Raw genomic sequence first — 13,215 nt, 5'->3', positions numbered from 1 at the left:
GCCCGACTCCGGATGATAGGCCGACGCCAGTGCGTCGGCCTTTCTGTTTCATCTGCCCTATCCTTCCCCCATGTCTTCCCCCCGCTTCCTCGACTCCCTGCAGTCCATCGCCGCGACCGACTGGGATGCCCTGCACGACGGCCGCAACCCCTTCGTCAGCCACGCCTTCCTTTCCGGACTTGAACAGCACGGTTGCCTGCGCGAGGACTGGGGCTGGCAGCCCCGGCACTTCACGCTCTGGGAAGGCAACACCTTGGTCGGCGCCATTCCGGGTTACCTGAAGACCAATTCGCACGGCGAGTTCGTGTTCGACCATGCCTGGGCCAACGCGTATGCCCGCCACGGCCGCGACTACTATCCGAAGTGGCTGGGCGCGGTGCCGTACTCGCCGGTCACCGGCCCGCGGTTGCTGGCCCGTCACGATTCAGGGCGCATCGCGCTGCTGTCGGCATTGCGCGAGGCGCTGCCCGCGCTGCACGTATCCTCGGCCCATATCAACTTCCACACCGCCAGCGATGAGGCTCTGTTCGATGACGACTGGCTGCTGCGCGAGGACGTGCAGTTCCAATGGCAGAATCCGGGTGACTGGGCGACGTTCGACCAGTTCCTCGCTGCGATGGACCACAAGCATCGCAAGAACATCCGCCAGGAACGGGCCAAAGTCACCCGCCAGGGAATCACCTTCCGCGTGGTACATGGCGACGAGGCCGGCCGCGCCGACCTGCAGGCGATGTACCGCTTCTATCTGCAGACATTCCTCGAGTACGGCAACGCCCCGGCACTGACCGAGGCCTTCCTGCGCCATCTGGCCATTTCATTGGGACGCGGGCTGGTGCTGTTTCTGGCCGAACAGGACGGCGAGCCGATTGCCGGCGCGCTGTGCCTGCGCGGTGGCGATACGCTGTACGGCCGCTACTGGGGCGGCGCCACCCTGCCCGGCCTGCACTTCGAAGCCTGCTACTACCAGGGCATCGAATACTGCCTGCGCGAAGGCCTGAGCCGTTTCGAGCCCGGCGCACAGGGCGAGCACAAGCTGGCGCGCGGGTTCCTGCCGACGCTGGTGCGCAGCCGACACCGGGTGGCCGATCCGGATTTCGCAGAGGCACTGCAGGATTGGTGCCGGCAGGAGCGGCAGAGTGTGCGGCGGTACCAGCAGGAATTGCAGGGGCATGGTCCGTTCCGCGTAGGAACGTAGAGTCGAGCTTGCTCGGATGAGCTAGGAGTACTGGCTGTAGTGCCCACTGATCTGGCAATGGTCACACCAGAACGTATAGAGCATTCCTCCATTCATCCACTGCATCAGGGAGCCATCGTCCAAAGGAATGTGAGAATCGAGCTGCATGACAAAGAACATTGTGCGGCAGCAGTCGGGACAGGACAGATAGAGCCCGCTCTGGATCCAGGATGGCAGTCCGCCCACCCGGCTGTAGTTCTGCCAGCCACCCACATAGCTCGGCGGCTGCCAGAACCGACCCGGAAGCTCGACCAGATCGACCTCCGCCTCCATCAGGGTGGTGGACGTTTCAGGACATGCCCGCGAATCGAATACCTGCGATTCATGGGCGTTGGGAAAGCCCTGTGAATCGTGGCGGAAATACACGGGATCTCCGTGGCACCAACCGGACTCTCCATTGTCGGGACAGTCCAGGGATATGCCGAGCGTCACCTTCGAGAGGGTGCACGGGCCGATCAATGCCAGCTCCAGTTCCAGCAAACGCTGCAGCGGTGAGCCGCATATTCCGCATCTCCCTTCCAGGCGGCCACCCACATGCGCCGTTGCCTTCGCACTCCCACCCTTCCAGGTGGGATGAAAGTGCTGGAGGCGACGCTCGACCTTTGTGGATTCCGCCAGTTGCAAGCGCTGAAGTTGCGCACTGAAACGCAGGTGGAGACCACGCTCTCCATGCAATGCGCGTCCCGAGCCCAGCTCAAGGCCAGACAATCCCCCCCTACCGATTGTCGCCCAAGGTTCATCCCGTGAACCAGATGGGTCACGCACGGCGTCCTGGAACTCCACTATCCCACTCATTTCAAGCGGCAACCCGGGCAAGCCAGCATCAGACGACGACGGCCCTCTTGCCTCCTGGATCCATCTCCGACCGACCTCAATCGGCAGCTCCCGCCAGAATGGGCCTTCTATTGGCTCGTGTGCCGACAGGCGAAGGACGGCATCCCAGTCATCATGAAGCAATCCGGGGAGACGATAGGCCGCCTGCGCCGCGATCCTGGTCGCCAGCCAATGGCGGCTACCGCTCTTGAACTCGCCCCAGGCAAATCGGCACACCTCTGCGACACTTTCATCCGGCAGCAACTCCGCCGCAGCCATCAGCATCCGGCTCTTCTCCGCCTGAAACTTCATCGCCAGGATGAGCAGTGTCGTGAGGGCGGCAGGATCACGTCCATAGAGATCCAGCATCGCAACCAAGGCTCCATCTGAGCCTCCCGGCATTCGGGCCAATTCAAGCAGCTCTTGCATGGCGACAACACAGGTCATGGCGGTCAGCTCGGGGCATGTAAACCAAGAGGGTGACTGGCGATGCATCCCACGGGAATGCAACAAATCTCAAAAAAGGAAACCTTCCAACCACCGGGACCGTCAGGTGCACTGCCAGAAGTGCCCGCTCACCCGGCACTTCGCACACCAGAACGTGTAGAGCATGCCGCCACTGCCCCATAGCAGCGCGCCTCCACCGGTGGTCGGCAGCGTCGAATCCAGCTGCATCACGAAGGGCATCTCCTCACCGCAATCGATGCACGCCGGATACCAAGCACTCTGCACCCAGCTCGGTGCGCCGCCCACGCGCGACAGGTTCTGCCGATGATTGGACTGGCCCCAGTCCTGCTGCTCCCACCGCATGGTGTCCATGGCGGCCAGGCCGACCTCGGCCTGCATCAGGTCACCGCTGTCGGTCGGCGTGGCCGGCACCTCCCGATGCTGGCTGGGGTGGCAGCTGGGCAGGCCGGCGGCATCGTGGCGATAGAAACGCACGGGCGGATCTTCCCAACCGCAGCAGTCCAGGCACAGCCCCAGCGTGATCTCACCCGTTGCGCCCGGCTGCAGCGCGGCGGCATCTGTCTGCAACAGGCGCTGCAACGGCGCATGGCAGCTGCCACATTGCGCCTCCAGCGGCCCTCCCATACAACCGGCGTGACGCACCTGCCCACCATTCCAGGTCGGGTGCAGGCGCCAGATGCGCTTGCGCCAGCTCGGTTCGTCCGCCTGCTGCGCGCGATGCTGCTCGCGGCCGAAGCGGATGTGCAGCGGCCGCTCCCCATGCAGGCGCCGCGGCTGCGGTCCGTCGGCGACGCCGGCCCAATGCGCCCAGACCTCAGCATCCAGCGCGCCCCAGTCAGCGAGGTAGCCGCGGGCAACGGCATAGCTCTCGGGCTGCGCCGCCAGCAGCAGCGCCCTGGCCCGCGCCATCTCGCGATCGTCGTCGGCCTCAGCCAGAATCTGCGCCCACTGCACGGCAATGACGGAGGGCAGGCCCTGCCATACCTGCGAAGCCAGCTGCAGCTCGTCTTCGGTGGCCAGCGCCAGCAAGGCCTCCCAGTCGTCCTGCAGCACCTGCGGCGCCTGGTAGCTGGTGAATTCGATCACGCTGGCCAGCAGTTCGCCGCGCTCGCCATTACGATAGCGACGCCTGGCCTCGGTACAGACCGGCACAATCGCTTCATCGGGCAGCAGATCCAGCGCCATGTCGAGAAAGGCCGAGCTGGGTGAACGCCGGGCAAGGGCCAGCAGCATCAGCGCACCAAGCTGGCCCGGCTGCTCAGTGGCCAGCGCCAGCAGCATGCTCTGGCTGTCGTTGCGCGAGCGCGCGGTGTCGTGCACGTCGAGGATGGCGGTGATGGCGTCACTCATGCGTGGGCTCCTTGCCGTAGGACGCTGATGGTGACAGACATCAGCGACCGCCACGGCGAATACAATGACGGCATGACCCGCCAGCTGCCCTGGCGCCTGGCCGATGCGCCGGACGCGCCCTTCCCTCCAGCCGAGACCGCCCTGCACCAGCCCGACGGCCTGCTCGCGGTGGGCGGCGACCTGCATCCGGTGCGCCTGCTCAATGCCTACGCCGGCGGTATCTTTCCTTGGTTCAGCGAGGGCGAGCCAATCCTGTGGTGGTCGCCAGACCCGCGCATGGTGTTCCGTACCGAGGGCGTGCACCTGTCCAGCCGCTTCCGCCGCCAGTTGCGCGGCAGCACGTGGGAGATCACCGCCGACACCGCTTTCAGTCGTGTGATGCGTGCCTGCGGCGCAGCACCGCGACCGGGCCAGGACGGTACGTGGATCAGCCCGGCGATGGTCGAGGCTTATGGCCAGCTGCACGACCTCGGCTTTGCCCATTCCTTCGAGGTCTGGGACCGGCAGACGCTGGTCGGCGGCATCTATGGGGTGGCGATCGGATCGATGTTTTTCGGCGAAAGCATGTTCAGTGGCGCCAGCGGCGGCTCCAAGATCGCCCTGGCCGCCCTCGCATCCACCCTGCGTGACTGGGGCTGGGAACTGATCGATGCCCAGGTGGAGAACCCGCACCTGCTGCGGATGGGCGCCGAGCACCTGCCGCGCGCGGACTTTCTGGAGCACGTCCGTCAGGCCGTACACCGTGACGGCCGTGAAGGCCCCTGGACCCAGGCGGTCGGACGCTTGCCAGCACGGCGTTTGGCCGGGGGTTAACACAAACTTTGCAAGCCGGGCCCATCACGCGTAAAATACCGCGCCTTAGGCCCAGCGTGGCCGTTTTCTGAACCGCACAGGACTACATGTCGAAAGACGATTCCATCGAGTTCGAGGGCACCGTCAGCGAGACGCTGCCGAACACCACTTTCCGCGTTCGTCTGGAAAATGGGCACGAAATCATCGCCCACATCTCCGGCCGCATGCGCAAGAACTACATCCGCATCCTCACCGGTGACCGGGTCAAGGTTGAAATGACCCCGTACGACCTGACCAAGGGCCGTATCACCTACCGCATGAAGTAAGCGGTCGGCGCATTGCGCCACTCCGACAGGGCCGGCCTCGCTTCCGGCCCTTTGTCGTGCACGGAATAAAGTCAAAGTCTCCGGGGCCGTTCGATTTTCGTCCTTGTCTGAAATCCAGCATCGCGCCGGAACTCTAGACTCAACGCGTTCTTCACAGAGGGCGCTGCGCGCATGACCTACCTGATCGTCCTGGACCCGCAGTCCGTCACCAGCCGCTGCTACGCCAGCAAGGGGCCGGACGGCACCTGGTTCGGCCAGCCCTGCCTGGTCTGTACCAGCATGGACGCATCCCACCCACTGTATCTGGCCGTGCAGCGCGAGGTCCCACACATGGGCAGCACACTCAAGCAGCGCCTGCATATTCCACATGAGGCAGTCGCATTCGTCATCGAGGATGGCGGCGACCAGGGGCGCCAGCAAGGATTCCGCTCAATCGCCGCCTGACGCGCCAAAGGTCATCGTGACCGATCTCACCGTGGCGTCGGTCAGCCTTGCTTGCGGCAGATTCGCATTTGCAGCGGCTGCGGCAACCTGGAATCCGATCCAGTCCGGATCGCCGCCCCTGCCCCGCCATGAACCTGTCTTCCCTGCTGGTCCCCCTGGCTTTGTCTGCCATCACCCTGGCGCCGCCCGCCCATGCCGCTGGCACCCCGCCGGCGCAATGCGTACCACTGACCGACGAACAGCAGATCGTTCGCGCCGGCGCTGACAGGAACGTCCTGCTTCGCGCCGGTGAAGACCACTATGTGGTGCATTTCCGCAACAGCTGCCCTTCTGCCGTGCTGGCCACCCGCCTCGGCTTCAAGACCGACGGCAAGGAGGCTGACGAGCTGTGCAGCGAGGGCCGAAGCGCTCTGGACACCGGTCGCGGCAGCTGCGAGGTTGCGCGCATCGAGCCGATCGATGCCGAGCGGTTCAAGCGCGAAGCGCGCCGCCGCAGCCGCTGACCCCGGAGAGGACAAGGGCGGCCGAAGCCGCCCTTGTCGCGAGATACGTCAACGCGTCGCGGCAACCAGCGACAACACTCTCGGTTGCGCGCGCTGCCGCGCCAACCAAAGATCGTAGCTGGATTGCAGCCCCATCCAGAAAACCGCGGTACTCACTCCCGCCATCTCCAGGCGGATAGCCAGGTCGGGACTGATGCCCGCCTTGCCGTTCAGGACCCGCGAAAGGGCCACCCGTGACATTGCCAGGCGCTCGGCCGCCTCGGTCACAGACAGATCCATTGGATCAAAGACCATTGCCTTGATCGTCTGCCCCGGATGCGGATGGTGATGAATCATGCGCGACCTCAGTGATAGTCCAGGTAATCCAGCAGCTCCACGTCGCTGCCGGTGAAACGGAAGGTAATCCGCCAGTTTCCGTTGACCCATACAGACCAATGTCCTTTCAGGCCGCCCCGGAGCTTATGCAGGCGCAGTCCAGGCATGGCCAGATCCTCAGGACCCGAAGCCACATCCAGGATCGTCAGGATCATCAACACCTTGCTGGCATGACTGTGGCGGATTCCACTACTGCTGCCGGAACGGTAGAACCGCTCAAGGCCCTTGTGACGAAAACCGATGATCATTACTGTATCCTGTATCGTTACGAGATACAAACAGGGCAGCACCCCATCGCGACCAGAAGACAGCATTGGCACCTGCATTCCGTTCAAGCAAGGCCGCAGACGACAGGCCCACTGGAAACAACAAGGGCGGCCGAAGCCGCCCTTGTTGTTTCCAGTCTTTCACGCCAAGCCTTCAGCTCACTCTACCGTGACCGGCAGCAGCCGCTCCGGCTCGGCCTGGGTCTCGACCACCAGTTCGTCGTCGCGAACATCGATGCTCACCTTGCCACCGTTGACCAGCTTGCCGAACAGCAGCTCGTCGGCCAGCGGACGCTTGATCTTGTCCTGGATCACGCGGGCCATCGGGCGCGCACCCATCAGCGGGTCGAAGCCGTGGTGGGCCAGCCAGTCGCGGGCGGTCGGGGTGGCCGACAGGCTCACGTGCTTGTCCTGCAGCAACATCTCCAGCTCGATCAGGAACTTGTCGACCACGCGCAGGATGTGCTCGAAGCCCAGCGCCTGGAACTGCACCACCGCATCAAGGCGGTTGCGGAACTCCGGGGTGAAGCTGCGGCGGATGGTCTCCATCGCATCGGTGGCATGGTCCTGCTTGGTGAAGCCGATCGAGCGCCGCGAGGCCTGTGCCGCGCCGGCATTGGTGGTCATCACCAGCACCACGTTCTTGAAGTTGGCTTCACGACCGTTGGTATCGGTCAGAACGCCGCGGTCCATCACCTGCAGCAGGATGTTGAAGATGTCCGGGTGCGCCTTCTCGATCTCGTCCAGCAGCAGCACGCAGTGCGGTGTCTTGACGATCTTCTCGGTCAGCAGGCCGCCCTGGTCGAAGCCGACATAGCCCGGAGGGGCGCCGATCAGGCGGCTGATCGAATGCGGCTCCATGTACTCGGACATGTCGAAGCGGACCAGCTCGATGCCCAGCTGCAGCGCCAGCTGCTTGGTCACCTCGGTCTTGCCGACGCCGGTCGGGCCGGCGAACAGGAAGTTGCCGATCGGCTTCTCCGGGTTGCCCAGGCCCGAGCGGGCCAGCTTGATCGCCGAGGACAGCGTCTCGATCGCCGGATCCTGCCCAAAGATCACCATCTTCAGGTTGCGCTCCAGATGCTGCAGCACGTCCTTGTCGGTGGCGCTGACCTGCTTGGTCGGGATACGCGCCATCTTGGCCACGATCGCTTCCACTTCCTCGACGTCGATCAGCTCCTTGCGCTGGCCTTCCGGCAGCAGGCGCTGGCGGGCTCCGGCCTCGTCGATCACGTCGATGGCCTTGTCCGGCAGCAGGCGGTCGCCGATGTGCTTCACCGACAGGTCCACCGCCGCCTGCAGCGCTTCGTCCGAATAGGTCACGCTGTGGTGCAACTCGTATTTGGACTTCAGGCCCTGCAGGATCTCGTAGGCCTCGCCCACGGTCGGCTCTACGATATCAATCTTCTGGAAGCGGCGGGCCAGCGCCCGGTCCTTCTCGAAGATGCCGCGATATTCCTGGAAGGTGGTCGAGCCGATGCAGCGCAGCTCGCCGGAGGCCAGCGCCGGCTTGATCAGGTTGGACGCATCCATGGTGCCACCCGACGCCGAGCCGGCGCCGATGATGGTGTGGATCTCGTCGATGAACAGCACGGCGTTGGGCACCTTCTTCAGCGCGGTCAACACACCCTTCAGCCGCTTCTCGAAGTCGCCGCGGTACTTGGTGCCGGCCACCAGCGCGCCCAGGTCGAGCGAGTAGATCACCGCGTCGGCCAGCACGTCGGGCACCGAGCCCTCGACGATGCGGCGGGCCAGGCCCTCGGCGATGGCGGTCTTGCCCACGCCAGCCTCGCCCACGTACAGCGGATTGTTCTTGCGGCGCCGGCACAGGACCTGGATGGTGCGCTCGATCTCGTCGCTACGACCGACCAGCGGATCGATGCGGCCGGACCGGGCCTGTTCGTTGAGGTTGCTGGCGAATTCGGTCAGGGCATCGCCCTTCGGCTCGCCATCCCCGCCTTCCATACGGCCCTCACCCTCGGAGGAAGAGGACGGCTGCTCGCCTTCCTCGCCCAGCTTGGCGATGCCGTGGGACAGGTAATTGACCACATCCAGCCGGGTGACATCCTGCTGGTTGAGGTAGTAGACGGCGTGGGAGTCCTTTTCGCCGAAGATGGCGACCAGCACGTTGGCGCCGGTGACCTCCTTCTTGCCCGAGGACTGCACGTGGTACACGGCCCGCTGCAGCACCCGCTGGAAGCCCAGGGTCGGCTGGGTGTCACGGCCGTCATCTTCGGCCAGGCGGGACACCGAGGCCTCGATGGCCTGCTCCAGCTCCTGGCGCAGGCGTTCGGCGTCGGCACCGCAGGCCTTCAGTACGGCCTGGGCGGACGGGTTGTCGAGCAGTGCCAACAGCAGGTGTTCGACCGTCATGAACTCATGCCGGGCCTCACGGGCGCGCTTGTAGCACTGGCCGATGGTGTGTTCGAGGTCTTTGCTGAACATGGATTACTCCGGCGGCAGATGGGAACAATATGCGGCCTGACTACGCGATTTCCATCACCCTAGCGGATTGCTGCGTTCAGATGGCGTTAGCACTGCAGAACGCTTGATCTTCATTCACTCCAGAAGACCTCAACCGGCATGAGCGAACCCTACCTGAGCCGCTGGCGATTGCGGCGTGATGGCCCGGCCATCTGCACGCCCCACGCCCCACGCCCGGCTCTGGCCGGTGCTGACCGCTGCCGGCGCGCCGGCGATGCTGAAGATCAGCAGCGAAGCGGAGGAGCAGAACAGCCACCGCCTGCTGCGCTGGTGGGACGGTGATGGCGCTGCCCGCCTGCTGGCCCACGAGGGGCCGGCAATCCTGATCGAGCGCGCCGAAGGCGATTCGCTGCGGCAACGTTCAATCGCGGGCGACGATGACGCCTGCACCACGGTCCTGTGCCAGGTCCTGCAGCGGCTGCACCGGCCACGGAGCGCGCGCCCAGCGGAACTGGTCTGCCTGCGTAGATGGTTCGCCGACCTGCTGCAGCCAAGGGCTGCGCTGCCGCCACTGCTGGAACAGTGCAGATCACTGGCGGAGGGGTTGCTGCGTGACGAACAGGAGATCCGGCCGCTGCACGGCGACCTGCACCACGACAACGTGCTCGACTTCGGCGCGCGCGGCTGGCTGGCGATCGACCCGAAGCGGCTGCTGGGCGATCGCGCGTTCGATTACACGACGCTGTTCAGCAACCCGGATCTCTGCGGCCCGGGCATCCATGTGGCCACCCGGCCCGAGCGGTTTGCCGCGCGCGCAGAACAGGTGACCGCGCTGGCCGGCCTCGAGCGCACCCGCCTGCTGCGTTGGGTCGCTGCCAGCGCAGGGCTGTCGGCGGTGTGGTTCCGCGATGATGGCGACCCAGCGGTTGTGGACGAATCGGTCGCGAGGATGGCGTTGCAGGCGCTGGCGGAAGCGTGATCCGGCTGTAGAGCCGAGCCTGCGCTCGGCTGCTCTGCCAGCGATCTGGATACCTGCACGAACAGCAGCCGAGCATGGGCTCGGCTCTACAAAAGGCCGGTCAGGCCTTCTCCATCGTGCACAGCAGCGGGTGCTGGTTCATCCGCGAATACTCGTTGACCTGGGCAACCTTGGTCTCGGCCACTTCGCGGGTGAACACCCCGCACACGCCGCGGCCGCGGGTATGGACGTGCAGCATCACCTGCGTGGCCTTGTCCAGGTCCATGTTGAAGAACTGCTGGAGCACGTCCACCACGAAATCCATCGGGGTGTAGTCGTCATTGAGCAGCATCACCTGGTAGAACGGCGGCGGCGCCACTTCCGGGCGCGCAGGTTCTACCGCAACGCCGTGCTCGTGCTGGGAATCGGGGGAGGACTCATGGGGCATCCGTCCATTATAGAGGCTCGGAGAAGCCTGCGTCGGCCCGCCGCAGATTGGACGGCACGCACGGCCGCCGTCACAATTGCATCTTGTCTCAACACTGTTTCACAGGATCTTCATGAAAAGGACCCTTCTTACCGCCCTGTTGATCGCCCTGGCTGCTGCCGGCGCCGCCACCGCCGCAACCACCGCCGACAAGTCCGTGGGCCGCCACCTGGACAAGCTGGGCTATACCTATGAAGTCGACGAGGACGGCGACTACCGCATGGTCTTCGACGTCGAGGGTGACCGCACCCAGATGGTCTACGTGCGCTCGGCGGTGGAGGATTTCGGCAGCCACAACATCCGTGAGATCTGGTCGCCGGCCTACAACGCCAAGACCAAGCAGTTCCCGGTGGCCGTGGCCAACCGCCTGCTGGAGGATTCGCAGGACGCCAAGATGGGGGGCTGGGTCAAGCAGGACACCACCGCCATGTTCGTGGTGAAGATCGATGCCGATGCCACCCCGGACCAGCTCAGTGACGCCATCGATGCGGCCATCCGCACCGCCGACGCGATGGAGCTGGAGCTGACCAAGAAGGACGAGTTCTGAGTTGAACGCCACGCCGGACCCGCGCTGGGCACCGCACGCCACCGTCGCCACGGTGGTGGTCGACGGCGGCCGCGTGCTGCTGGTTGAAGAGACCATCGACGGCCGCCAAGTGCTGAACCAGCCTGCCGGCCACCTCGAGCCGGGCGAAAGCCTGGCCGAGGCAGCCCTGCGCGAGACCCGCGAGGAAACCGGCTGGACCGTGCAGCTGACCCATTTCATCGGCTGCTACCAGTGGACTGCCGGCGACGGCACCGCGTTCCTGCGCTTCTGCTACGCAGCGCGCCCGCTCTCGCACGACCCGGCGCAGCCGCTGGACACCGGCATCGACCGCGCGCTGTGGCTGACCCCGGCCGAGCTGCAGGCCGCCGGCGAGCGCCAGCGCAGCCCGCTGGTCTGGCAGGTGGTGGCGGATTACCTGGGTGGCCAGCGCCATCCGCTTTCGCTGGTCCGGGAGGTCGCATGAGCACGCCGCGCGTGATGGTGGGCGTCTCCGGTGGCGTAGACTCTTCCGTCGCGGCCTGGCGCCTGGTCCAGCAGGGCGAGGCCGTGGCAGGCCTGTTCATGCAGAACTGGGCCGACGACGGCAGCGGTGACTGCCGCGCTGAGGATGACCGCCGCGATGCGGTCGCCGTATGCGGCCTGCTCGGTATCCCGTTCCACTTCCGGGACTTCTCCAGCGAGTACTGGCAGGGTGTGTTCGAGCACTTCCTGGCCGAGTACGCCGCTGGCCGCACGCCGAACCCGGACGTGCTGTGCAACCGCGAGGTGAAGTTCAAGCATTTCCTGGATGCCGCCCGCGAGCTGGGCGCCGAGCGCATCGCCACCGGCCATTACGCGCGCGTAGCCCAGCGCGGTGGCCAATGGCTGCTGCTGCGTGGCGCCGACCGCTCCAAGGACCAGAGCTACTTCCTGCACCAGCTGGGCCAGGCGCAGCTGGCAGCGACCCTGTTCCCGATCGGCGACCTGGAAAAGACCGACCTGCGCCGGATTGCGCGCGACGTCGGCCTGCCGACCCACGCCAAGAAGGATTCCACCGGCATCTGCTTCATCGGCGAGCGGGATTTCCGCGAATTCCTCGGCCGCTACCTGCCGGCCAGGCCCGGCCAGATCCTTGACCCGGCCGACGGCAGCGTGATCGCCGAACATCCGGGCGTGTTCTATTTCACCCTGGGCCAGCGCGAGGGCCTGAACATCGGCGGCGTACGCGGCCGCCCGGCCGCACCGTGGTACGTGGTCGGCAAGGATGTGGCCAGCAACGTGCTGTACGTGGACCAGGAACGCGACAGCAAGTGGATGCTTTCCAACCGCCTGCGTTCGGAAACCGCGCACTGGATTGCCGGCTCGCCGCCGGCACGGCGCTTTGAATGCACCGCCCAGACCCGCTACCGCCAACCTGACGAGCCGTGTACGGTCCAGGTGCTGGACGATGGCAGCGTGCTGGTCACCTTCGCGCGCCCGCAGCGTGCCGTTACCCCCGGTCAATCGCTGGTGCTGTATGACGGTGATGTGTGCCTGGGTGGCGCGGTGATCGCCGCCACCGATGCGCCGCTGGAACAGCGTCTGCGCACCACTCCTTCCCCTTTTGAGGTATCCGCTGCATGAGTTTCACTGTCGACGACCGCGTCCTGGCCCTGGCCGGCATTGCCCAGGCCCTGCAGCAGGTCCGCCGCATCGCCGATACCGGCCATTCCGACGCCGCCGCCGTGCGCACCGCCGTGGACAGCGTGTTCCGTGTCGATGCGTCCTCGCCGCAGGCGGTATTCGGTGACCGCCATGCACTGAAGGCCGGGCTGCGCCTGCTGCACAACTACTTCCGCAGCCAGGGCCAGGATCCGATCCTGCCCAAGCTGGCCCTGTCGGTGCTGCAGCTGGAGCGCCGCTTCGTTCAGGATGGCGCCACGGTGAACAAGGTCGCCTCGGGCATCGAGCGCGCCCAGCGCCAGGCCGCCGAGCTGGGCGACAGCGGCCACCCGGATGTGCTGGCCAGCCTGGGCAGCCTGTACGCGGACACCATCAGCCACCTCAAGCCGCGGGTGATGGTGCAGGGCAACCCGCACTACCTGGGCCAGGCTGGCGTGGTGGCCGAGATCCGCGCCCTACTGCTGGCAGCGGTGCGCTCGGCGGTGCTATGGCGGCAGCTGGGCGGCAGCTACTGGGACTTCCTGTTCGGCCGCAAGGCGATGATCGAGGCCGTGGACCGCCAGCTGGCGTAAGCGCATGGGGTCCGG

Annotated in this window: 15 protein-coding genes and 1 pseudogene; 10 read left to right on the top strand and 6 right to left on the bottom strand. The window is 65.6% G+C overall.

Annotation, left to right across the window (positions count from 1 at the left end; all coding sequences use genetic code 11):
* Positions 1-70 precede the first annotated feature (70 nt).
* Positions 71-1,195, top strand: a complete 1,125-nt coding sequence (locus G370_RS0105285; RefSeq protein ID WP_019659646.1) for a GNAT family N-acetyltransferase — start codon at positions 71-73, stop codon at positions 1,193-1,195.
* Between the two features lie 21 nt (positions 1,196-1,216).
* Here G370_RS0105285 and G370_RS0105280 read toward each other — a convergent pair whose 3' ends face one another.
* Together G370_RS0105280 and G370_RS0105275 are read right to left on the bottom strand one after the other, a co-directional pair.
* Positions 1,217-2,416, bottom strand: a complete 1,200-nt coding sequence (locus G370_RS0105280) for a hypothetical protein (protein WP_019659645.1) — start codon at positions 2,414-2,416, stop codon at positions 1,217-1,219.
* A 180-nt stretch (positions 2,417-2,596) separates the two neighbouring features.
* Entirely contained in the window at positions 2,597-3,865 is a 1,269-nt protein-coding gene (locus tag G370_RS0105275) for a hypothetical protein (RefSeq protein ID WP_019659644.1), read from the bottom strand.
* Positions 3,866-3,937: 72 nt separating this feature from the next.
* Here G370_RS0105275 and aat point away from each other — a divergent pair, with 72 nt between their 5' ends.
* The 4 genes from aat to G370_RS0105255 all read left to right on the top strand — a co-directional run bounded on the left by aat (position 3,938) and on the right by G370_RS0105255 (position 5,930).
* Positions 3,938-4,678 (top strand): leucyl/phenylalanyl-tRNA--protein transferase, encoded by a 741-nt coding sequence (aat, locus tag G370_RS0105270; protein ID WP_026346973.1) that lies wholly within the window; start codon positions 3,938-3,940, stop codon positions 4,676-4,678.
* 86 nt (positions 4,679-4,764) lie between these two features.
* A complete protein-coding gene (gene infA / locus G370_RS0105265) occupies positions 4,765-4,983 on the top strand; it encodes a translation initiation factor IF-1 (protein WP_005409596.1) in 219 nt (72 codons plus the stop codon).
* Positions 4,984-5,154: 171 nt separating this feature from the next.
* Positions 5,155-5,427, top strand: a complete 273-nt coding sequence (locus G370_RS0105260; protein ID WP_019659642.1) for a hypothetical protein — start codon at positions 5,155-5,157, stop codon at positions 5,425-5,427.
* Between the two features lie 128 nt (positions 5,428-5,555).
* A complete protein-coding gene (locus G370_RS0105255) occupies positions 5,556-5,930 on the top strand; it encodes a hypothetical protein (RefSeq protein ID WP_019659641.1) in 375 nt (124 codons plus the stop codon).
* 48 nt (positions 5,931-5,978) lie between these two features.
* Here the strand turns inward: G370_RS0105255 and G370_RS0105250 are convergent, their stop codons facing one another.
* The 3 genes from G370_RS0105250 to clpA all read right to left on the bottom strand — a co-directional run bounded on the left by G370_RS0105250 (position 5,979) and on the right by clpA (position 9,016).
* A complete protein-coding gene (locus G370_RS0105250; protein ID WP_019659640.1) occupies positions 5,979-6,266 on the bottom strand; it encodes a HigA family addiction module antitoxin in 288 nt (95 codons plus the stop codon).
* 8 nt (positions 6,267-6,274) lie between these two features.
* A complete protein-coding gene (locus G370_RS0105245; RefSeq protein ID WP_019659639.1) occupies positions 6,275-6,553 on the bottom strand; it encodes a type II toxin-antitoxin system RelE/ParE family toxin in 279 nt (92 codons plus the stop codon).
* A gap of 177 nt (positions 6,554-6,730) precedes the next feature.
* Entirely contained in the window at positions 6,731-9,016 is a 2,286-nt protein-coding gene (clpA, locus tag G370_RS0105240; RefSeq protein WP_019659638.1) for an ATP-dependent Clp protease ATP-binding subunit ClpA, read from the bottom strand.
* 138 nt (positions 9,017-9,154) lie between these two features.
* On the opposite strand from clpA, the pseudogene G370_RS01000000120730 reads away from it, so the two are divergent.
* Positions 9,155-9,974: pseudogene (locus G370_RS01000000120730) on the top strand (APH(6) family putative aminoglycoside O-phosphotransferase).
* Between the two features lie 100 nt (positions 9,975-10,074).
* Here G370_RS01000000120730 and clpS read toward each other — a convergent pair.
* On the bottom strand, positions 10,075-10,401 hold the full coding sequence (gene clpS / locus G370_RS0105230) for an ATP-dependent Clp protease adapter ClpS (protein ID WP_019659637.1): 327 nt from the start codon (positions 10,399-10,401) through the stop codon (positions 10,075-10,077).
* Positions 10,402-10,513: 112 nt separating this feature from the next.
* Between clpS and G370_RS0105225 the strand changes: the two genes are divergently transcribed.
* Genes G370_RS0105225 through hflD form a run of 4 tightly spaced genes read left to right on the top strand, consistent with a single transcriptional unit; the run spans position 10,514 to position 13,200 of the window.
* Positions 10,514-10,987 (top strand): hypothetical protein, encoded by a 474-nt coding sequence (locus G370_RS0105225; RefSeq protein ID WP_019659636.1) that lies wholly within the window; start codon positions 10,514-10,516, stop codon positions 10,985-10,987.
* A gap of 1 nt (position 10,988) precedes the next feature.
* Complete coding sequence (locus G370_RS0105220; protein WP_019659635.1) at positions 10,989-11,450, top strand: NUDIX hydrolase; 462 nt, start codon at positions 10,989-10,991, stop codon at positions 11,448-11,450.
* On the top strand, positions 11,447-12,589 hold the full coding sequence (gene mnmA / locus G370_RS0105215) for a tRNA 2-thiouridine(34) synthase MnmA (RefSeq protein ID WP_019659634.1): 1,143 nt from the start codon (positions 11,447-11,449) through the stop codon (positions 12,587-12,589). The genes G370_RS0105220 and mnmA overlap by 4 nt, the downstream gene beginning before the upstream one ends.
* A complete protein-coding gene (hflD, locus tag G370_RS0105210; RefSeq protein WP_019659633.1) occupies positions 12,586-13,200 on the top strand; it encodes a high frequency lysogenization protein HflD in 615 nt (204 codons plus the stop codon). Before mnmA ends, hflD begins: the two co-directional genes overlap by 4 nt.
* The last annotated feature ends 15 nt before the right edge of the window (positions 13,201-13,215 follow it).

The organism is Stenotrophomonas hibiscicola ATCC 19867, assembly GCF_000382065.1.
In the GTDB taxonomy this organism is placed as follows: Bacteria; Pseudomonadota; Gammaproteobacteria; order Xanthomonadales; family Xanthomonadaceae; genus Stenotrophomonas; species Stenotrophomonas hibiscicola.
This window is presented reverse-complemented; position numbering and strand designations above follow the sequence as displayed.

Coding starts and splice junctions, on each gene's coding strand:
- G370_RS0105250 (WP_019659640.1), bottom strand. CDS start 6,266: ATGATTCATCACCATCCGCATCCGGGGCAGACGATCAAGGCAATGGTC.
- G370_RS0105275 (WP_019659644.1), bottom strand. CDS start 3,865: ATGAGTGACGCCATCACCGCCATCCTCGACGTGCACGACACCGCGCGC.
- G370_RS0105285 (WP_019659646.1), top strand. CDS start 71: ATGTCTTCCCCCCGCTTCCTCGACTCCCTGCAGTCCATCGCCGCGACC.
- G370_RS0105255 (WP_019659641.1), top strand. CDS start 5,556: ATGAACCTGTCTTCCCTGCTGGTCCCCCTGGCTTTGTCTGCCATCACC.
- G370_RS0105225 (WP_019659636.1), top strand. CDS start 10,514: ATGAAAAGGACCCTTCTTACCGCCCTGTTGATCGCCCTGGCTGCTGCC.
- aat (WP_026346973.1), top strand. CDS start 3,938: ATGACCCGCCAGCTGCCCTGGCGCCTGGCCGATGCGCCGGACGCGCCC.
- mnmA (WP_019659634.1), top strand. CDS start 11,447: ATGAGCACGCCGCGCGTGATGGTGGGCGTCTCCGGTGGCGTAGACTCT.
- G370_RS0105260 (WP_019659642.1), top strand. CDS start 5,155: ATGACCTACCTGATCGTCCTGGACCCGCAGTCCGTCACCAGCCGCTGC.
- infA (WP_005409596.1), top strand. CDS start 4,765: ATGTCGAAAGACGATTCCATCGAGTTCGAGGGCACCGTCAGCGAGACG.
- G370_RS0105245 (WP_019659639.1), bottom strand. CDS start 6,553: ATGATCATCGGTTTTCGTCACAAGGGCCTTGAGCGGTTCTACCGTTCC.
- hflD (WP_019659633.1), top strand. CDS start 12,586: ATGAGTTTCACTGTCGACGACCGCGTCCTGGCCCTGGCCGGCATTGCC.
- clpA (WP_019659638.1), bottom strand. CDS start 9,016: ATGTTCAGCAAAGACCTCGAACACACCATCGGCCAGTGCTACAAGCGC.
- G370_RS0105280 (WP_019659645.1), bottom strand. CDS start 2,416: ATGCTGGATCTCTATGGACGTGATCCTGCCGCCCTCACGACACTGCTC.
- clpS (WP_019659637.1), bottom strand. CDS start 10,401: ATGCCCCATGAGTCCTCCCCCGATTCCCAGCACGAGCACGGCGTTGCG.